This window comes from Faecalibacterium sp. i25-0019-C1 (assembly GCF_042854225.1).
GTDB classification, from domain to species: domain Bacteria; phylum Bacillota; class Clostridia; order Oscillospirales; family Ruminococcaceae; genus Faecalibacterium; species Faecalibacterium taiwanense.
In genome coordinates this window covers 1,884,070-1,904,084 of record NZ_AP031428.1, presented here as the reverse complement: position 1 = coordinate 1,904,084, position 20,015 = coordinate 1,884,070, and the positions used below count along the sequence as shown (strand labels likewise).

At 52.1% G+C, this 20,015-nt stretch carries 19 protein-coding genes and 1 tRNA gene; 15 read left to right on the top strand and 5 right to left on the bottom strand.

Going from position 1 to position 20,015, the window contains the following annotated elements:
* Entirely contained in the window at positions 1 to 1,383 is a 1,383-nt protein-coding gene (locus ACGHUK_RS09450) for an MATE family efflux transporter (RefSeq protein WP_390574183.1), read from the bottom strand.
* Between the two features lie 373 nt (positions 1,384 to 1,756).
* Between ACGHUK_RS09450 and ACGHUK_RS09445 the strand changes: the two genes are divergently transcribed.
* On the top strand, positions 1,757 to 2,566 hold the full coding sequence (locus ACGHUK_RS09445; RefSeq protein ID WP_390574181.1) for an RICIN domain-containing protein: 810 nt from the start codon (positions 1,757 to 1,759) through the stop codon (positions 2,564 to 2,566).
* Between the two features lie 71 nt (positions 2,567 to 2,637).
* Here the strand turns inward: ACGHUK_RS09445 and ACGHUK_RS09440 are convergent, their stop codons facing one another.
* Positions 2,638 to 3,288, bottom strand: a complete 651-nt coding sequence (locus ACGHUK_RS09440) for a Crp/Fnr family transcriptional regulator (RefSeq protein WP_390574179.1) — start codon at positions 3,286 to 3,288, stop codon at positions 2,638 to 2,640.
* A gap of 86 nt (positions 3,289 to 3,374) precedes the next feature.
* Here ACGHUK_RS09440 and ACGHUK_RS09435 point away from each other — a divergent pair, with 86 nt between their 5' ends.
* Positions 3,375 to 4,103, top strand: coding sequence for an ATP-binding protein (locus ACGHUK_RS09435; protein ID WP_097775294.1), 729 nt, complete (start codon positions 3,375 to 3,377; stop codon positions 4,101 to 4,103).
* Between the two features lie 63 nt (positions 4,104 to 4,166).
* Here ACGHUK_RS09435 and ACGHUK_RS09430 read toward each other — a convergent pair whose 3' ends face one another.
* Positions 4,167 to 5,042: a hypothetical protein gene (locus ACGHUK_RS09430; protein WP_390574177.1), complete on the bottom strand. Its 876-nt coding sequence runs from the start codon at positions 5,040 to 5,042 to the stop codon at positions 4,167 to 4,169.
* Between the two features lie 116 nt (positions 5,043 to 5,158).
* Positions 5,159 to 5,250 (bottom strand) — tRNA-Ser (locus ACGHUK_RS09425).
* A 258-nt stretch (positions 5,251 to 5,508) separates the two neighbouring features.
* On the opposite strand from ACGHUK_RS09425, the gene ACGHUK_RS09420 reads away from it, so the two are divergent.
* Complete coding sequence (locus ACGHUK_RS09420; protein ID WP_005945594.1) at positions 5,509 to 6,528, top strand: alpha-hydroxy-acid oxidizing protein; 1,020 nt, start codon at positions 5,509 to 5,511, stop codon at positions 6,526 to 6,528.
* A 53-nt stretch (positions 6,529 to 6,581) separates the two neighbouring features.
* On the opposite strand, the gene spoIID is transcribed toward ACGHUK_RS09420, so the two are convergent.
* On the bottom strand, positions 6,582 to 7,586 hold the full coding sequence (spoIID, locus tag ACGHUK_RS09415; RefSeq protein WP_390574176.1) for a stage II sporulation protein D: 1,005 nt from the start codon (positions 7,584 to 7,586) through the stop codon (positions 6,582 to 6,584).
* Positions 7,587 to 7,832: 246 nt separating this feature from the next.
* On the opposite strand from spoIID, the gene ACGHUK_RS09410 reads away from it, so the two are divergent.
* From ACGHUK_RS09410 to ACGHUK_RS09355, 12 genes are all read left to right on the top strand, one after another.
* Positions 7,833 to 9,203 carry a citrate synthase gene (locus tag ACGHUK_RS09410; protein WP_118526256.1) on the top strand — a complete coding sequence of 457 codons (1,371 nt, stop codon included), beginning with the start codon at positions 7,833 to 7,835 and terminating at the stop codon, positions 9,201 to 9,203.
* Positions 9,203 to 9,988 (top strand): hypothetical protein, encoded by a 786-nt coding sequence (locus tag ACGHUK_RS09405; RefSeq protein ID WP_154255669.1) that lies wholly within the window; start codon positions 9,203 to 9,205, stop codon positions 9,986 to 9,988. The genes ACGHUK_RS09410 and ACGHUK_RS09405 overlap by 1 nt, the downstream gene beginning before the upstream one ends.
* A 198-nt stretch (positions 9,989 to 10,186) precedes the next feature.
* Positions 10,187 to 11,218 carry a type I glyceraldehyde-3-phosphate dehydrogenase gene (gene gap, locus ACGHUK_RS09400; protein ID WP_005945602.1) on the top strand — a complete coding sequence of 344 codons (1,032 nt, stop codon included), beginning with the start codon at positions 10,187 to 10,189 and terminating at the stop codon, positions 11,216 to 11,218.
* A gap of 503 nt (positions 11,219 to 11,721) precedes the next feature.
* Positions 11,722 to 12,120: a hypothetical protein gene (locus ACGHUK_RS09395; protein WP_371292728.1), complete on the top strand. Its 399-nt coding sequence runs from the start codon at positions 11,722 to 11,724 to the stop codon at positions 12,118 to 12,120.
* A gap of 89 nt (positions 12,121 to 12,209) precedes the next feature.
* A complete protein-coding gene (locus ACGHUK_RS09390; protein WP_390574174.1) occupies positions 12,210 to 12,608 on the top strand; it encodes a hypothetical protein in 399 nt (132 codons plus the stop codon).
* A gap of 89 nt (positions 12,609 to 12,697) precedes the next feature.
* Entirely contained in the window at positions 12,698 to 13,138 is a 441-nt protein-coding gene (locus ACGHUK_RS09385; RefSeq protein ID WP_349137900.1) for a glycosyltransferase family 4 protein, read from the top strand.
* 323 nt (positions 13,139 to 13,461) lie between these two features.
* Positions 13,462 to 14,586: a glycosyltransferase family 4 protein gene (locus tag ACGHUK_RS09380; protein WP_390574172.1), complete on the top strand. Its 1,125-nt coding sequence runs from the start codon at positions 13,462 to 13,464 to the stop codon at positions 14,584 to 14,586.
* A gap of 3 nt (positions 14,587 to 14,589) precedes the next feature.
* Entirely contained in the window at positions 14,590 to 15,789 is a 1,200-nt protein-coding gene (locus ACGHUK_RS09375) for a glycosyltransferase (protein ID WP_390574170.1), read from the top strand.
* A 24-nt stretch (positions 15,790 to 15,813) separates the two neighbouring features.
* Positions 15,814 to 16,848 carry an acyltransferase family protein gene (locus tag ACGHUK_RS09370; protein ID WP_390574168.1) on the top strand — a complete coding sequence of 345 codons (1,035 nt, stop codon included), beginning with the start codon at positions 15,814 to 15,816 and terminating at the stop codon, positions 16,846 to 16,848.
* A gap of 18 nt (positions 16,849 to 16,866) precedes the next feature.
* Positions 16,867 to 18,048, top strand: coding sequence for a radical SAM/SPASM domain-containing protein (locus tag ACGHUK_RS09365; RefSeq protein ID WP_390574166.1), 1,182 nt, complete (start codon positions 16,867 to 16,869; stop codon positions 18,046 to 18,048).
* A 14-nt stretch (positions 18,049 to 18,062) separates the two neighbouring features.
* On the top strand, positions 18,063 to 18,944 hold the full coding sequence (locus tag ACGHUK_RS09360) for a glycosyltransferase family 2 protein (protein ID WP_390574165.1): 882 nt from the start codon (positions 18,063 to 18,065) through the stop codon (positions 18,942 to 18,944).
* Between the two features lie 65 nt (positions 18,945 to 19,009).
* The gene (locus ACGHUK_RS09355) at positions 19,010 to 20,014 is read left to right on the top strand and encodes an acyltransferase family protein (protein ID WP_390574164.1); all 1,005 of its coding nucleotides are present in this window, start codon (positions 19,010 to 19,012) and stop codon (positions 20,012 to 20,014) included.
* The last annotated feature ends 1 nt before the right edge of the window (position 20,015 follow it).

The following is a 20,015-nucleotide window of genomic DNA, read 5'->3' as shown; positions in this document are numbered from 1 at the left end:
TCAGGACTGTGCTTTGGCTTTTTCAGCATCATCCATCCGGTCCAGCTGCTTGAGGAAGGCCAGCAGGAACGGCAGGGAAACAATAAAGGTGAGCGCATCCGCAATGGGCTGGCAGATCTCTACGCCTACAAGGCCGAAAGTGCGGGGCAGAATGAGGATGAGCGGAATGAAGAACACGCCCTGACGGCAACAGGCCAGAAAGGTGGCGCGCCCGGCTTTGCCCACGCTCTGGAAGGTCATGTTTGCCACCACAATGACCGGCTGCAGCAGAATGGCAAGGCACTGATAGTGGAAGGCGGGCAGCGCCACGGCGGTAACTTCCGGGTCGTCGCGGAACAGGCGGATGAGGGCATCGCTGTTGACCCAGCACAGGCTCACCAGCACCACCAGCATACAAAAGGCTGCACCTATGGTAAAAACTGCGGCTTTTTGCACCCGGCGGAATTTGCGCGCACCGTAGTTGAACGCGGCCACCGGCTGCAGACCCTGCCCAACGCCAATGGCTACCGAGATGATGAACATGAAAATGCGGGAAATGATGCTCATACCGGCAACGGCTGCGTCGCCATAGCTGCGGGCGGCGATATTCAGCAGCATGCCGCCGATGCTCTGCAGGCCCTGACGGCCAAAGCTGGGAGCACCGCCCACCAGGATCATGCCGAACTCCCGCGCTTCACGGGTGACGGCAGCAATACGGAACTGACTGACGGTTTTGCCCCGCAGGAACATGGACAGCAGGATGCAGAAGCTGATGCTTTGGCTGAGAGCCGTAGCAATGCCTGCACCGGCGGTGCCAAGGCCCAAGCCGAACATAAAGATGGGGTCCAGCACAATGTTCAGCACGCCGCCGGTCACAAGGCCGATCATGGCAAAGTTCGCCTTGCCCTCATAGCGCAGGATGTTGTTCATCACAAGGCTGGAGATCATAAGCGGGGCTGCAATGAGGATGGGCCGTGCATAAGCGCAGGCGTGGGGCAGAATGGTCTCGGTGCTGCCCAGCAGCATCATGAAGCTGGGCAGAGTGGCAAGGCCCACAACGGCCAGCACCACGCCAGCGGCCAGAGCAGTAAAAAAGCTGGTGGAAGCAAAGCGGGTGGCGGCATCGGTGTTCCGGCTGCCGAGGCTGCGGCTGATGATGGTGCCGGAGCCGTGGCCCAGTGTAAAGCCAAGCGCCTGAATAATGGCCATCAGGCTGGAAACAATGCCCACCGCACCGGAAGCGCTGGTGGAGATCTGGCCCACAAAAAAGGTATCGGCCAAGTTGTAGATGCTGGTGATGAGCATACTTAAAATGGTAGGGGCGGCAAGACCGAGGATCAGCTTTGGAATGGGTGTCTCGGTCATTTTTTGGTATTGCTGAATGTTGAGCTCGTCTGCTGACATGAAAGAACCTCCTTTTATCATAAGGAATAGGTCAAGAAAAGCCGCCCAGCAGCAGAGCGGCGGATAATTTGAATGTGTGCACGGGGTGCACGTTCCATAGTATAACGCAGCTGCGGCAAAAAGTCGAGAGCCGAACCGGTACAGAATGGTGCCTGAAATGCCCATGGAGCGGGAGAAAAACGGATGGAAAGCTTGACTGTTTTTGTCTGTTTTGCTAAAGGCTGGTCGAATTGCTTGTAGAAAATCACGATATGTGGTATCATTTACCATAAGGGAAACAAAAGAGCCTGTGCATCTGTACAGGCTGCATACAAAATACAAGTGGCAGCCGCGGGCAGAGCCGGGCGGCTGCGATCCATAGGAGGAACAAACCATGAAAACCGTTGCACAGACCGTGATCGAAGCCGATCACTTTTACACCATTGCCGCGCACACCGGCAACGTCATTCAGGCCGTGGAGGGCACCAAGGAAGCCGGTACCGTCCGTCTGGGCAAGTACGAGCATAAGCCTGAGCAGGAGTGGAGCTTTATCCGTGTGGGTGACGGCGTTTACCGCATCCGCAACCGCGCATCCGGCAAGCTGCTGGACCTGACCATGACCGGCACCGCCAACGGCACCTGGCTGCACCTGTGGGAGGATGTGGGCGGCACCTCTCAGATGTGGACCGTTCAGCCCACCCCGGAAGGAACTGTGCGCCTGCGCTCTTCCTGGGCCGGCGGCAAGTGCGTGGACACCGTTGGCATGGGCGCTGCGGTTGGCACCGTGCTGCAGATCTGGCAGGAGGTGTCCGGCGCAGATGACCAGCTGTGGACCATTGCCGAGGTGAAGGAGCGCGCAAAGCGTGCCGCAAAGAAGGCCGAGGCACCTGCTGTGGAGGCTGCCGCTGAAGCTGCGCCCGCTGCAGAAAAGGCACCGGCCAAGAAGACTGCGGCCCGCAAGCCCCGCACCACCAAAAAGGCGGCTGCCGCCAAGGCAGAAGCTGCAGAAGAGGGGAAGGCAGAGACCGCAGCACCGGCAGAAAAGCCCGCAAAGCTTGCCCGTAAGACCGCCGCAAAAAAGGCCGCCGCCAAGGCTGCCGAAAAAGCAGAGCCTGCAAAGGCAGAAGTACCTACAGAGGAAAAGCCTGCTGCGGAGAAGCCCAAGCGCAAGTGCGCACCCCGCAAGAAGAAGGAGACGGTCTGATCTCGTTCTGTTGATTTGTTAAAATGAAAGCGCCCGCCGGAGGTCTAGCCCTGCCCGGCGGGCGCTTTTGGTTATTCTGGAAGCTGCTTTAAAACAAAGCGGTTTTTATCAAATTCCAGCAAACCTTCGTCCCGCATTTTGCACAGCTCTTTGGAGAGAGCGCTGCGGTCCAGATTGAGGTAGTCGGCCATCTGCTGGCGGTTGAAGGGCACCTCGAACGCCATCCTGCCGCAGCGTGCTGCCTGTGCGGAAAAATAGGTCAGCAGCCGTCCGCGCACAGTCTTGGGCGTTGTGCAGAAGATGCGCTGCGAAAGGCTGAAGTTCTTGCGCATGGACACCGCCAGCAGGCGGCGCAGCAGCTTGTCTTTCAGCGCTGGCTCGATCCGCGCATCGGTAAGGGCGGCAGTGTGCAGGAACAGTATTTCGCAATGTTCGGCCGCAACAGCATCCACCATCAAGGCCTCGCCGCAAAAGGCGTAGGTCTCGGCAAAGGCCTGCCCGGCACCTACGCTGCTCAGGATGCTTTTGGTGCCCCAGAGATCCAGATTTTCAATGTGCACGGAACCACGCAGCACAATGCCGATCTCCCGCACGCAGCTTCCGGCGTGGAAGATGACCTCGTGCTTTGCAAACTGCCGGGTGCGCAGGTGCCCGGCAGCAGCAAGGGTATCCAGCTCGGCTTCTGAAAGATCCTGAAACAGGGGCGACGCGATCTTTTTCATAAAAATCCTCTTTCTGTGGTTATAACAACCGAAAGCATGGTCTGATTATAGTATACTCAGAACATCAAAGCAAGGAGGATTTTTCCATGATCCGCAAAATCATTCATATAGACGAAGAAAAATGCAACGGCTGCGGTGCCTGCGTCACCGCCTGCCACGAGGGTGCCATCGGCCTTGTAAACGGCAAGGCCAAGCTGATGCGGGACGACTACTGCGACGGCTTTGGCGACTGCCTGCCCGGATGCCCCACCGGTGCCATCACCTTTACCGAGCGCGAAGCCGCCGCTTATGACGAGCAGGCTGTGCTGGAAAACAAGCAGAAAAAGGCCGCTGCCGCCCAGCAGCAGGCACAGCCCGCCGCACCGGCGTTCCATGGCTGCCCGGGCAGCATGATGAAACAGTTCCACCGTGAGCAGACCGCACCTGCCGCAGCCGCAGTGCCCATGCAGTCCCAGCTGGCACAGTGGCCTTGCCAGATCAAGCTGGTGCCGGTGAACGCGCCCTACTTTGACGGTGCCAAGCTGCTGATCGCCGCCGACTGCACCGCCTATGCCTACGCCAATATCCACGAGGAGTTCATGAGGGGCCATGTGACCATCATCGGCTGCCCGAAGCTGGATGCTGTGGATTACAGCGAAAAGCTGACCGAGATCATCCGCAGCAATGATATCAAGAGCGTGACCGTGCTGCGCATGGAGGTGCCCTGCTGCGGCGGGCTGGAGCACGCTGCCATCACTGCTCTGAAGAACAGCGGCAAGTTCATCCCGTGGAATGTAGTCACCTTCTCCACCGATGGCCGCATCCTCGACCGGTAAAATGACAGAACGAAAGCCAGAAACGACTGCTGCCGTTTCTGGCTTTTGATGTTTGCGGAAAGATCAGCCCGCGTTCTGTACGCTGTTGGCAGCGGTCTGCACGAACTGCAGCACGCTCTGGATGGTATCGCGGATCTGCACCAGCGTCTGGATGTCTTCGTCCTTCATGCGGGATGTGGGCGCAGTGAGCACCACGGTCTGGGCACTCACGGTGCCAGTGAGCTGGATGCTGACCCCGTGTTCCGGGATGGTGAGCAGGATGTGCACCGGGATGGCATCCGCAAAGAACCTGCTCTTTTCCAGCCCGATAACAAGTACCGGTGCATTGGCGCGGGCATCACCGGTATCCAGCTGAAAATAAAGGTAGCCGTCCTTTGCGTTTTCCGGCTGTACGCGCTGCAGCTTTTTCTGCGGCAGCTCAAACTCGGTCATGTCCTGCAGGCTGGTGGCTGTGGTGTCCACACCCAGCAGGCTTGCCAGCTGGGCCTGCGAGATATAACTGCCAAGGCTCCAGTCCGGCAGCAGAAGGCTCGCCAGCGGGTAGCTGCCGGTGATGGAAGAGCGGATATTTTTGTACAGCTGCCCGACATCGTATAAGGTCTCGCTGCTGCTGATATACACCCGGGTGAGCGGGCCTGCCGGGATAACGGCATCCGGGGCCGAGATGCTCAGCTGCAGTGCGTCCGGCGCATACAGGCCGTTGACGGTGCCCTTGGTGGAGCCTGTCTTTTGCAGGATGGTGTAAAGGGCAGGGGAATCGGCTGTGGATGTGATCTCATAATCAAAGGTAAAGGCCGCGCCTGCCTGCAGCGCTTTCACCCGGCGGGCTACCAGACTGTACCCGGTTACAGCGGCCACGACTGCAAGCAGTACAAGGATGAGCACTGCGATCAGGATCACATAGCCCGCGCCGTGCTTTTTTCGTTTGGAAGATGCCATAAAAAATCCTCCCTCAGATGTTTTATTCAGCATAGCGGAACAGCGGACAAAAGTCAAGGCGGAACAGAGAAGCGCTGGAAAAACAAAAAATCCGAAACTGTAAGGTTTCGGATTTCTGGCGGAAAGATGGGGATTCGAACCCCAGAACGCTTTTGACACGTTACACGATTTCCAGTCGTGCGCCTTAGACCAACTCAGCCATCTTTCCATATTCGGTTCTGCGTTTTGGGCCGTGGCCCTCAGCGCTCCACTATAATACCTGAAAGAAGCACTTTTGTCAAGGATTTTTTTGAAAAAAATTGTATTTTTTCAAAAAGCACGTGCCTGCGTTTCTGGCCTCCGAACTTTGCACTGAAAACTGTGCAAAACCCTTGACGACGGCTGAAAACCGGGCTATGATGGGGGCAGAGAGTACTGCGGAGAGAGTTTGCCCTGCAGAAAAGGAATAAAAGGAGGATATTTTATTATGACTTATCCTGAAGTGCTGGCTAATGCGCGCGAGTGCATCGGAAAATACTGCAAGGCCTGCCCGGTGTGCAACGGCGTGGCCTGCAAAAACCAGATCCCCGGCCCCGGTGCCAAGGGCGTGGGCGATACGGCCATCCGCAATTATAATAAGTGGGCCGAGATCCGCGTGAACATGGACACCCTGTGCGAGGGAGGCACCCCGGACACCCATATTGAGCTGTTTGGCAAGAGCTTCAAGTACCCGTTCTTTGCAGGCCCGGTGGGTGCTGTGAACCTGCACTACTCCGAAGCCTATACCGATATGACCTATAATGATGTGTTGGTGCGCGCCTGTGCAGAGAACGGCATCGCTGCCTTTACCGGCGACGGCACCAACCCCACCGTTATGGAGATGGCCACCAAGGCCATTGGCGCAGCAAACGGCTGCGGTGTGCCCACCATCAAGCCCTGGAACATTGATACCATTAAGGAAAAGATGGCCGAGGCCAAGGCCAGTGGCTGCTTTGCCGTGGCCATGGATGTGGATGCAGCCGGTCTGCCCTTCCTGAAGAACATGACTCCGCCCGCAGGCAGCAAGAGCGTGGCAGAGCTTGCCGAGATCGTCAAGCTGGCCGAGCGCCCCTTCATCGTCAAGGGCGTTATGACCGTTAAGGGCGCACTGAAGGCAAAGGAAGCCGGCGCGGCTGCTATCGTGGTGTCCAACCACGGAGGCCGCGTGCTGGATCAGTGCCCGGCCACTGCCGAGGTGCTGCCGGAGATCGCAGCAGCCCTCAAGGGCACCGGCGTGAAGATCCTGGTGGACGGCGGCATCCGCACCGGTGTGGATGTGTTCAAAGCACTGGCACTGGGTGCAGACGGCGTGCTGATCTGCCGCCCGTTCGTCACGGCTGTGTATGGCGGCGGCGAGGAAGGCGTGAAGTGCTACATTGATAAGCTGGCCGGTGAGCTGGCCGACACCATGCAGATGTGCGGTGCGCATTCTCTGGCCGAAATCACCCCGGATATGGTGCGGGTATAAGAAAAAGAGTGAATAGAAAAGCGGTCTGTGCCTTTACGGTGCGGGCCGCTTTTTCATCCTTGCAGCTGCGTGCCGGGGTAGTAGTGTGCCAGAATATCGGCATAGCTTTTGCCCTGCTCCGCCATGGCCTTTGTGCCCCACTGGCTCAGGCCCACGCCGTGGCCGTAACCCCGGGTGGTAAAGCTGAAATTCCCGCTCTGGTACTGTACCGTAAAGCTTGTGCTGCGCAGGCCCAGCGCCCGGCGCAGGGTCGTGCCGGAAACGGTCTGCCCGCAGACCGTGACGGTTTTTGTGTATCCGGCGCTGGTCAGCGCTGCCGGGCCGAACCAGCCTTCCGGCGCGGCGAGGTCGGCAGAAATGCCAAAGCCTGCAAGGGCCTGCTGTACCTGCTCTGCGGAAAAGGTGACGGTGTATTCGTAGTTGTCAGCGGAACGGTCGGTGCTGCTGTCCACTGAAATGAGGTAGGGCAGGGCGGAACCCCATACATTTTCACTGGCCTCGGTCTGCCCATTGGAAATGGCAAAGTAGCTGGCGCAGGCGGGAGCATTCTCGTAATAAAGTATCTCATCCAAGACCTCGTCCATAAGGGCGGAGAGGCGGGCGTAATTCTGCTCGTAGGCTGTGCCCCAGTAGCTGCGCAGCACTGGCTCGGTCAGGCAGCCCTGCCGCCGGGCTGGGTCGGCAGTGAGCCAAGCGCCGCTTTGCAGGGTGGTGTGGTCCCGGCAGTAGAGCGCATAGCTGTGGGCGGCAACGGCCTGTGCCTTGAGCGCTTCGTCCGGCCAGCTCACCGGCATCTCGGCGGCGACAGCACCCAGAACGTATTCCTGACGGGAAAGCTCCAGCACCTGTCCGGTGGCCTGATCCTCCACCAGAAAGGTCTCGGCATCCGCAGAAGGCACGGCATTTGGCGGCTGCGCAGATGCTGCAGGCGAAGATACGGCAGAAGATGCGGGCTCTGCCCCGCTGAGCACGGCGCGTGTGACCCGGTAGGCAGCCAGCGGCAGAATGCTGCCCAGCACCAGCAGGACCGCAAAGATTGGCAGAAAAAACTTTTTCATAGTCCCAAACCCTCCGACAGCGGTGTTTTTTTAATCAGAATACCGGATATACCCTGAAAAAAGATGCGAAACAGGGAAAAAGCCTTTTGTGGTGCAAGCGCAAAAAAGCACCAAACCGGCTTTTTGTGCGCTGAACGGTGAAGTTAATGCTTGAATTTACTCGTCAAAAGCGATAATATAGAATTATACCCATCATTGAGGGTGGGCGAGAAAGTATATAAATAGGATGAAAGGAGAATTCCCCTTATGAATTTTGCACATTCGGAGGTGGCAACGCTGGACCCGAACACGATGCGGACTTTGTGTGAGGAATATGTTGCCAACAACTACATCGATCCGGAGACGAGCGAACGTCTTGGGGTCAAGCGCGGCCTGCGCAACCCGGATGGCACCGGTGTGCTGGCCGGCCTGACCAACGTCTGCGACGTTGTGGGCTATAAAAAGGATCAGGAAGGCCATGTGATCCCCACTCCCGGCAAGCTGATCTACCGCGGTGTGAACATCAACGAGATCGTGGACGAGGCCTACCGCAATGACCGCTTTGTGTTTGAAGAGGTGATCTGGCTGCTGCTGTTCGGCAGTCTGCCCAACCGGGAGCAGCTGGACGATTTCTGTGAGATCCTGGCAGAGCACCGCGCCCTGCCGGAAGGCTTCATGGACACCATGAACGCCCCCTCGCCCAATATCATGAATAAGCTGCAGCGCTGCGTGCTGGGCCTTTACTCTTATGATGAGCACGCCGAGGATCTGAGTCTGGAGAACATCCTGAGCCAGAGTATCAATCTGATCGCCAGCATGCCCACCATGATGGTGAACGCTTACCAGATGAAGCGCCGCTACTACGATAAGCAGAGCATGTTCTTCCACCTGCCCAAGCCCGGCCAGAGCACGGCAGAGCACATCCTCAGCACCTACCGTCCGGACCAGAAGTTCACCCACGAGGAAGCAAAGCTGCTGGATATGTGCCTGCTGGTGCACGCCGACCACGGCGGCGGCAACTGCTCCACCTTTACCACCCGTGTGCTGTCCTCCTCCGGCACCGATACCTACTCCGCAATCGCGGCGGCCATCGGTGCACTGAAGGGCCCCAAGCACGGCGGTGCCAACCTGATGGTGAACCGTCAGCTGAAGGATATCCTCAAGCATGTGGAAAACCCCGAGGACGACGATGAGGTGCGCGAGTATCTGCGCCGCATCCTGCGCAAGCAGGCGGGCGATGGCTCCGGCCTGATCTACGGCATGGGCCACGCGGTGTACACCATCAGCGACCCTCGTGAGGTGATCCTGAAGCAGCGCGCCCGCCATCTGGCCTACGACAAAGGCTTTGAGGAAGAGTATAATATGCTGTGCAGCATCGAACGGCTGGCCCCCGGCATCTTTGCCGAGGAAAAGGGCAGCACCAAGCCGGTGTGCGCCAACGTGGACCTGTTCAGCGGCCTGATCTACAACATGCTGGGCATCTCTGAGGATATCTACACCCCGCTGTTCGCCATTGCCCGTGTGCCCGGCTGGTGTGCACACCGCGTGGAAGAGGTGGTATTCGCTAACCGTATCATTCGTCCCGCTTACAAGTATCTGGGCGTGCGCCAGAAATATAAGCCGATCGAGGAACGCTGATGAATCCTTCTGTTTTGTTCGTTTTTATCCTGAGCATTCTGCTGGGCGTGCTGCGCGCGGCAGACCTTGCCTTTGGCACCGATGCCGTCACCGGTCTGTGCGTGGTCGGCTCGGTGTGGTGGCGCTATCTGGCACTGGGTATCGTGGTGCTGGCTGCAGTGCTTGTGGGCCGTACACAGCCTTCCCGCTCGGAAGCGGTGCGTAGCCGCAGGCCGCTGGCCGGTATTCTGGCTTTTGTCGGTGCAGTATGTTTTCTGGCCGCAGCGGGTGCACAGATCGCGCTGGGCGCAGCTTCCGGTCTGGGCGGCTTTGTGCGGTGCATTCTGGAATGCCTGTGCTCCGCGTGGCTCAGCACCATGGGCCGCTGCTGGCTCAGCCCCAACGAGTGGAAAAAGCCCTTTGGCGGGCTGTATCTGGCCGTGGCGGGCAGTCTGCTGTTCTACTGGAACGTGCTGCTGCGCTTTATGGAGAACAGCTCCAGCTGGCACCGCGTGACCCCTACAGCGGCGGTGTGGCAGGCGCTTGCGGCACTGGTGTTTTTGGCAGCGTTGGCCCGGGCGCTGCATGTCCCGCAGCCGGGCAATGGCAAAACACTGTGCGCAGCCGGGCTTGCCGCATTTGCACTTTGCCTGTGCTGGCAGCTGCCCTATGTACTGGTTTTGATGAGCGGCCTGAGCTGGGCCGCACCGGCTGTCTGGCCGGAGATCTTTGCCGGACTGGGCCTTTGCTGCGTGGGCGGCATTGGCGGAGCGTGCGTTACAGCCTGCTTGAACGGGGAGAGCTGACAAAAATGTTGGCACTCTGTTGGCGCAATTGCCGAAAAGCAGGGAATGAAAGGAATTAAAATCGTACAAAAGCAAAAAATGCAGTGAATGTCTTGTTAATTTTTTGGCAGACACTTGAAACTTTCTGCGTTTTGGTCTAAAATAAAGATACCGTGATTTATCCGATTATGGGTAAAATAATTAGGAGGTACTATTAACATGGCTGTTAGAGTTGCTATCAATGGTTTCGGTCGTATTGGTCGTCTGGCTTTCCGTCAGATGTTTGATGCTGAGGGTTACGAGGTCGTCGCAATCAACGACCTGACCAGCCCCAAGATGCTGGCTCACCTGCTGAAGTACGATACTGCTCAGGGTTCTTTCTGCGGCAAGATCGGCGAGGGCAAGCACACCGTCGAGGCTACCGAGGACTCCATCATTGTTGACGGCAAGGAGATCAAGATCTACGCTGTTAAGGACGCAAAGGACGCTCCCTGGGGCGAACTGAACGTTGATGTCGTTCTGGAGTGCACCGGCTTCTACACCAGCAAGGAGAAGAGCATGGCTCACATTCAGGCTGGCGCAAAGAAGGTCGTTATCTCTGCTCCCGCAGGCAACGATCTGAAGACCATTGTCTTCTCCGTCAACGAGAAGACCCTGACCGCTGAGGATCAGGTCATTTCTGCTGCTTCCTGCACCACCAACTGCCTGGCTCCCATGGCTAACACCCTGAACAAGACCTACCCCATCGTCTCCGGCATCATGACCACTGTTCATGCTTACACCGGCGACCAGATGATCCTGGATGGTCCTCAGCGCAAGGGCGATCTGCGCCGTGCTCGTGCTGGCGCACAGAACATCGTTCCCAACACCACCGGCGCTGCTAAGGCTATCGGCCTGGTCATCCCCGAGCTGAACGGCAAGCTGATCGGTTCTGCTCAGCGTGTGCCTGTTCCCACCGGCTCTACCACCATTCTGGTTGCTGTCGTCAAGGGCAAGGACGTCACCAAGGAGTCCATCAATGCTGCTATGAAGGCTGCTACTTCTGAGTCCTTCGGCTACAACGAGGATCAGATCGTTTCTTCCGATGTCATCGGCATGCGTTACGGCTCTCTGTTCGATGCTACCCAGACCATGGTCGCTAAGATCGACGACGACACCTATCAGGTTCAGGTCGTGTCTTGGTACGACAACGAGAACTCCTACACCTCTCAGATGGTCCGTACCATTAAGTACTTCGCTGAGAACTGCTAATCACAGCTCTACGCTCAAAAGTGCTTGAGGTGCCGTGCTGAATGACAACTAGTATTGGCTTTGCTGATACGAACATGCTGTGATTGGTACGACAACAGGATAACGAGTTCAACACCCTTCCTTTTGCGGGTTTCCGTGAGAGTAAGGGTGTTTTTTTGCTGCAAAAAAGCAATGGAACGAGTTCCTTTCTAAAATGAATATGTTGCAACAAAAAGACGGAATAAAGTACGGAAATCTTAGCCATGATGCAGGCAATGATACAGCTGCAAAGTATTGTACCCCAGAGGAAAAAATGGTAAAATATTTTTAGTGTCAATAAATACATTTACGAAATTGATATTGATGATTCTGGAAATAAAATGTCAATGAATTGCGGCGTAAATCAGTCAAAAACCTGGGCGTAAATGCGTCCGGGCTTTTTCTGGTGTAAAGGAAACCGGGCCGGAGTTTGGCACGGTATGGGGATGAGATCCCTAAATGGGGAAAGCGACAGGAAAGGGAAAATGAAAGAGAAATTGAGGCTTGCTGTTTTTGGCCACAAAAGGTGGTCGAGAGAGGGCGGCGTGGAGATCGTGGTAAAAGAGCTGTGCACACGGATGGCGCAGCAGGGCTGTCAGGTGACATGCTACAACAGAGCAGGCCATCATGTGAGCGGTGCGGAATATGATGATGCTGGTAAAACGGAGTACGAGGGAATCCGTCAGAAGTCTGTTCCGACTATTGAACGGCGCGGGGCTAGAGATATAATACGCGGCTGTCATAATAGGGACAAGGGGACGGCAGAGAATGAAAGGCTCCGCAACCCGAAGTTCATATTTTCTTACCCGAAGAATGAACGACTGATCTTTTTGGGTGGCAGCAATGCCAACCAGAAAGAAATCTCGACCATGAGGGTGGGGTAACAGCCAGCGGACAGGTGTACGAGCCTATCCGCTCTTTGTGTTAGCCGAGATATTGATGAAGAAATTGAGTGGGATTGTGGGAAAGATTTATGAGTAAGAAACTTGCGATTGCGATGTTCGGACAGAAGCGATTATCAAGAGAAGGCGGAGTAGAGATCGTTGTCAAAGAGCTCTGCACTCGAATGGCACAGAATGGTTGTGACGTGACCTGTTACAATAGAGCAGGCCATCATGTGAGTGGTGCAGAATATGACGATGCTGGTAAAACGGAGTACGAGGGAATCCGTCAGAAGTCTGTTCCGACTATTGAACGGCGTGGGGCTAGAGATATAATACGCGGCTGTCATAATAGGGACAAGGGGACGGCAGAGAACGAAAGGCTCCGCGACCCGAAGTTCATATTTTCTTACCCGAAGAATGAACGACTGATCTTTTTGGGTGGCAGCAATGCCATCCAGAAGGAAATCTCGACCATGAGGGTGGGGTGACAGCCAGCGGACAGGTGTACGAGCCTATCCGCTCTTTGTGTTGGCCGAGATATTGATGAAGAAATCGAGTGGGATTGTGGGAAAGATTTATGAGTAAAAAACTTGCGATTGCAATGTTCGGACAGAAGCGATTATCGAGAGAAGGCGGAGTAGAAATCGTTGTCAAAGAGCTCTGCACCCGAATGGCACAGAATGGCTGTGACGTGACCTGCTACAACAGAGCAGGCCATCATGTGAGTGGTGCAGAATATGACGATGCTGGTAAAACGGAGTACGAGGGAATCCGTCAGAAGTCTGTTCCGACTATTGAACGGCGTGGACTTGCTGCAGTCAGCTCCTCCGCATTTGCGGCACTTTATAGTGCATTTGGAAAATACGATGTGGTGCACATCCATGCCGAAGGGCCGGCGTTCTTTGCATGGCTGCCGAAGATGTTTGGAAAAAGAGTTGTTGTTACCGTCCATGGAACCTGTGAAATAATGTTAGTAACCAGAAAAAATCCTGATTTCATGCGGGTTTGCGCGGCTTGACCTTTTTTACCTTAACTTGTTTCTGTTTACCATGGTGCGTTGCGTTCCGGCGTGATTTCGGGGGTTAGTGGCTTCTGGTTGCGCTCTATACTTAACCCACCACAGCGAAAGCTGATAGAGCAGAAAACAGAATAAGGAGGTACGAGGATGAGCCTGCGTATAGATTGTTACTGCAATCTGTATACAGGCTTGTTGTTGTGCTGTGAGGTAGGAAAGGTGAGTAGTGAAAGATGAGCATGACAATTTAAGGAAAAGAACTGCTGGGATTGTGTATAAGCCTAGGACAAGAATAGAGACTATGGAATGACGGTTGGAGAGAAGTAATGGAAGAAAAAATCAGACTTGCGGTTTTCGGGCAGAAACGTCTTTCGCGTGAAGGCGGGATAGAGATTGTTGTAAAAGAGTTATGCACCCGAATGGCACAGAATGGTTGTGATATAACTTGCTACAATAGAGCAGGCCATCATGTAAGCGGTGCAGAGTATGACAAAACAATTGAATATGATGGCATCCGTCAAAAGGTTGTTCCGACCATTGAGAAGAAGGGACTTGCAGCGGTAAGCTCTTCCTTTTTCGCAGCACTTTGTAGTGCATTTGGAAGATACGATGTGGTGCATATCCATGCAGAAGATCCTGCCTTTTTCTGTTGGATACCAAAACTTTTTGGCAAGCGTGTAATCTGCACTATCCACGGTTTGGACTGGGATCGCGAGAAGTGGCGCGGAAGCGTTGCATCCAAGTTCATTCGTGGCGGCGAAAAGAATGCTGTGAAATATGCGGACGAGATCATTGTTCTAAGCAAAGACGTGCAGAAGTATTTCTTGGAGACCTACGGAAGGGAGACACATTTTATCCCTAATGGTGTCAATCGGCCAGAGGTTCGGGAAGCAAAGCTGATCACGGATCATTTTGGATTGGAGAAAGATTCCTACATATTGTTCCTCGGTCGTCTGGTGCCAGAAAAGGGGATTCGATATCTGGTTGAGGCCTTCAAGAATGTCAAGACGGATAAAAAGCTGGTTATCGCAGGCGGCTCTAGTGATACGGATTCCTTTATGGAGGAATTGAAAGAACTGGCGAAGGGTGACGATCGGATTCTCTTTACTGGGTTTGTGCAGGGAGCAATGCTGGATGAACTATACAGCAACGCTTACATCTACACGCTGCCGTCTGATTTGGAAGGAATGCCGCTAAGTCTACTGGAAGCAATGAGCTACGGCAACTGCTGTTTGGTATCCGACATTCCAGAGTGCGCAGAGGTTGTGGAAGATAAGGCATTGATTTTCAAAAAGTCGGATGTAGAGGACTTGCGAGAAAAACTGCAAGAGGCCTGTGACCATCCTGAAATGGTTATGAAAATGAAGAATCAGGCAGCTGACTTTATCTGCGAGAAATATAACTGGGATGAAGTTGTAAAGGAAACGATGAAACTGTACAGGAGAAAATAATAGATGAGAGTATTGATAATAAATAAATTTCTATATCCAAACGGTGGATCAGAAACCTACATATTTAAGCTGGGTGAGGCGCTAGAGCAGCACGGACATGAGGTTCAGTACTTCGGTATGGAGCATGAAGGCCGCTGCGTGGGCAACCGGGTCAATGCTTATACATCTGGTATGGACTTCCACGGCGGCAGCAAACTGAGCAAGCTGACCTACCCGATCAAGACCATCTACAGCAAGGAAGCACGGGTGCAGCTGAGAAAAGTTCTGGACGACTTCAAGCCGGATGTCTGTCACCTGAATAATTTTAACTACCAGCTGACACCTTCCATCATTCTGGAAATCGTGAAGTGGCGCAAGGAGACCGGAAGGGATTGCAAGATCATCTTCACGGCACATGACTACCAGCTGGTCTGCCCGAACCACATGCTGAATAATCCGAATACTCACCAGAACTGTGAGAAGTGCCTCGGCGGCCATTTCGTGAACTGCATGAAAGGCAAGTGCATCCACGGTTCCACGGCGAAATCTGCCATCGGCATGATGGAGGCTGAGTTCTGGAAGTGGAAGGGCACCTACAAGTACATTGATACCATGATCTGCTGCTCGGAGTTCATGAAGAGCAAAATGGACAGCAATCCGCTGTTTGCAACGAAGACCGTGGCAATGCACAACTTCATCGACAAGGTGGAGTGGAAAGAGACGGAGAAGAAGGATTACGTCCTCTACTTCGGCCGCTTCTCTGAGGAGAAGGGTATCGGCACGCTCATCAAGGTCTGTAAAGAACTGCCGGATGTGCAGTTCATCTTCGCCGGTACTGGCCCGCTGGAAGAGACAGTAAATGGTATTAAGAACATCAAGAACGTTGGTTTCCAGAAAGGCGAAGCACTGGAGAAGCTGATCCGTGAGGCACGGTTCTCCATTTATCCTTCTGAGTGGTATGAGAACTGCCCGTTCTCCGTAATGGAATCCCAGATGTATGGCACACCGGTGCTGGGAGCGAACATCGGCGGCATCCCGGAACTGATTCAGGTTGGTAAGACCGGTGAACTGTTTGAGAGCGGTAACGGGAAAGATTTGAAAGAAAAGGTCCAGAAGCTCTGGGGGGATAAGACGCTGTGTGCAGAGTACAGTGCGAACTGCAAGGACATCAGCTTCGATACCATTGATGAGTATTACGAGAAAATTATGAAGGTGTACCAGTAAGACTGGTATGTGAGGAGAGAATTTGTGGCTACAAAAGCGGATCGATATGAGGGAATAGATGGATTGAAGGCATATGCCATTATTGGCATTGCACTGATGCACGTCCTCGCAAATGGAGAATATGGGATAGGAGGATTTGTGTTTGAACGACTAATACCATCTTTCACAAACCTCGTTTTCCTTTTTATGATGGTCAGCGGTTTTGGCATGTGCTGCGGCTATTACCAGAAAATTATTGACCAGAAGATCAGCATAGAGGATTTCTACAAGAAACGGTACATCAAGATCTGGCCGTACTTTGCACTGCTTTGTGCGTTAGACTTTGTGATTTCACCAAGCAAGGAATCCTTGTTTGAGGTTTTCGCAAACTTGACTTTATGTCAGAGACTTCTGCCAAATGCGAAGATTTCGGTTATTGGTGTGAGCTGGACACTGGCAGTCATTTTTGTGTTCTACATGCTGTTCCCGTTCTTCTGCTTCCTGATTGGAAATAAGAAGAGAGCATGGGGCGTGGCAGTTGTAGCACTGGTGTTTAACTGCCTGTGCGGAGTTTATTTCTTTGATGGAAACCACATCGTAGATGCACTTAGTGTTGGCTTTACTCCTAGATTAAATATCGTCTACGATGCGATTTACTTTATTGCAGGTGGCCTGATCTTCCTCTATCGGAAAGAGCTGGCTGAGTTCGCATCGAAGTACAAGGTCTTCGCTGGAGCGATTTTGTTGATTGCCGCAGTTGCTTATTTTGCATTAGGCGGCAATACGCTCACGATGCAGTTCTTCTGTGTGGCAGCACTGGTCTATACCCTCGGATGCAAGCGGGGGGGGGTACTGGTCAATCCAGTTGCCAAGTTCCTCGGTGGTATCAGCTTCGAGATTTATCTGTGCCACATGGTAATTTATCGTGTGCTTGAGAAGCTACACCTTGTTCATCTATTTGAAAATGGGCTGCTGGCATATATCTTCACAGCTGTTGCAGTAATCTGCGGTTCGGTTGTGTTCTCAGTATGTGCCAAGTGGTTCTTAAATAAAATCGAAACATTCTTAAAGAGAGAGTAAACAATAGGAGAGTTAATCATGTCTGAAGAAAAGAAGTTAAATGGTACTGTCATCGTTACTTACCGCTGCAATGCTCGTTGCTCCATGTGCAACCGTTATAAGGCACCTTCCAAGCCGGAAGAGGAAATCAGCATCGAGACCATTAAGAAGCTGCCGAAGATGTATTTTACCAACATCACCGGCGGTGAGCCGTTCATCCGCACCGACCTGAAAGATATCGTGCGTGAACTGTACAAGAAGTCTGATCGTATCGTTATTTCCACGAACGGTTTCTTCACCGATCGTATCGTTGATCTGTGCAAGGAGTTCCCGCAGATCGGTATCCGTATCTCTATCGAGGGTCTAGAGCAGACCAACAATGAAATTCGTGGCCTGCAGAACGGCTACCAGCGTGGGTATGGCACGCTGAAGAAGCTGCGTGAGATGGGCATGAAGGATGTCGGCTTCGGCATGACTGTTCAGGACAAAAATGCTCCTGATCTGGTTCCTCTGTACAAAATCTCCAACGAAATGGGCATGGAGTTCGCAACGGCTTCTCTGCACAACAGCTTCTACTTCGTTGAGGCCAAAAACATCATCCATGACCGTCCGATGGTAGCCAAGAACTTTGAGAATCTGGTCAACGAACTGCTCCGCAGCAACAGCCCGAAGAAGTGGTTCCGTGCTTACTTTAACCACGGTCTGATCAATTACATCTACGGCCAGAAGCGTCTGCTGCCTTGCGATATGAGCTTCGATACCTTCTTCATCGATCCGTATGGCGATGTTATGCCTTGCAATGGTACCAAGGATAAAGAGGTCATGGGCAACCTGAACAATCAGACTTGGGACGAGCTGTGGAACAGCCCGGAGGCAGAGAAGGTTCGTGCAAAGGTTCGCTGCTGTGACCGTGACTGCTGGATGATTGGTTCTGTTTCTCCGGCGATGCATAAGTACATCTGGAAGCCTGCTACCTGGGTTCTGATTCACAAGTTTAAGGCTCTCTTCACTAAGCATCCGTATAGCATGTACGAACTGAAGATTTGCCGTGACTACCGTGATGGCAAAGTTACCAAAGAGGATCTGGACAAGTGCAGCACCTGCGATATGAACTGCGTGATCAACAACGGTCTGAGTGAAGCTTCTAAGGAGCAGCTGAAGCATAAGACCGGCGAGGAAATCGTGGATGCTGATATCGCACAGCAGATGGAGAATAAATAAGGAAAACAATAACTATGATGATAACAGTTTTAACACCCACTTTTAATCGTGAAGGGGTATTACGAAGCCTCTGGGATTCGCTGCAAAAGCAAACTGTAAAAGATTTTGAGTGGCTTGTAGTTGATGACGGAAGTACTGATGGTACGAAAAATCTAATTACTCAGTTACAAGAAAAAAGTGATTTTCCAATACGATATATCTATAAAAGTAATGGTGGAAAACATACTGCTTTAAATGTAGGAATACAGACCATTTGCAGCGAACTTACCTTTATAGTTGATTCAGATGACTGTGTGACAGATGATGCAGTTGAGTCGATACTGAAGATTCACAAGAAATACAGGTCACAGAATAATATCTGTGGATATGCGTTTCTTAGAGCATTCCCTGATGGTAAAGTCAATGGCAAGAAGTTTGATGTAGATGAAAAAATAGGTTCTTATATTGACGTGCGTGTAAACGGTGATGACACCGGCGCAGATAAAGCAGAGGTGTTCAAAACACATTGTTTAAAGGAATTCCCTTTTCCCGAATATCCGAATGAGAAATTCCTTGGGGAGGATCTTGTTTGGGTTAGAATGGCTAGAAAATATGAGATGGTACATATTAATAAAGCCATTTACGTCGGAAATTATCTTGAAGATGGATTAACCAATAATCGGCGTAAGCATAATATTGCATCGCCAGTTGGGTGTATGCATCGAGCCGAGGAATTCATGGAGTCCGACTTAAAGACAAGATATAGAATCAAGGGTGGACTACAGTATATTGTATATGGGAGATTTGCGGGAGTCAAGGTTGTCAATCTGATTCGCAAATCAAGACATAAAATTCTTGCAACGGTGTGCATACCGGGTGGATTGCTCTTATATGCCCGATGGAATAAAGCACAGTAATTCGATTGGTTAAGTGAATGGGTGTCAATTTGTTAGAACAATTTTAGAGAGAGAAAGGTTTGACGATGGAAAAAAGAAAAAAACAATACTTTAATGAAATAAATATAATGCGTGGAATGGCTGTGCTCTGCGTTGTCATTGGTCACTCGTTTAATGCGACGGAGACACCTACTATTTTGGGCTTTATGAAAAGTTTTGTTTATTGTTTTCATATGCCAGCCTTTTTCTTTATTAGTGGATTTCTTGAGGGCGAGAAAAGACGTAGCTTTAGTGAAAAGAAACAAGCGATTGTAAATAAAGCTAAGCGGCTCATGGTGCCCTATTTCTTTTTAACAGTAGTCACTGCAGTGCTTAAGCTATTATTTGGAGCATTTGCAAGGAATCCACTTAATTATTCTACTCTTGCAGTAGATGTTTTAATTGGAAGAAACAATCCGAATGGTGGTCTTTGGTTTCTGTATGCTTTGTTTGTTATTTCTATTTTTGGAATCCTATTTGATGGTGTGAGTCGTACAGTTTTAGCGAGTGTTATGTTTGTGGTATATGTGTTAAACACAGTTGTCTTCAAACAATTCGGCTATATTGTGGGATTTTTCTTCAGCTATGCCTGGATTTATTTTGCAGGAAGTATTGCGAGAAAATATCTTTATAAAAAAATAAAGAATTCCGAACTACTGATGTCAGCAAAAGGAATAGTGGTAATAGCGGTTGTTTCCGTAGGATATATGATGCTTGCATTTGTTAAAATCTACGAGTCTCAGTCTTGGTTCTTAGCGACTGTAGTAACTATCATTGGTGTGTTTCTGCTTTTTACCATTGCCATATGGGTCGAGCATTGCCATTGTGGAGAAAAGCTGTGGATGGTGCTAGGTGATTATGGAATGGATATATATATGATTGGGTATTATGTGCAGCAAGCGATTTTTGTTGTATGTGGAAAAATCTTAGGATTTGATTATTTAGTATATGCTTGGATGATGCTGATTTTTGGATTGGTAGCTCCGATAATTCTGTCGAAATACATCGTTAGAAATAATCGAATTCTTTCAACGTTGATTCTTGGGAGGTGAA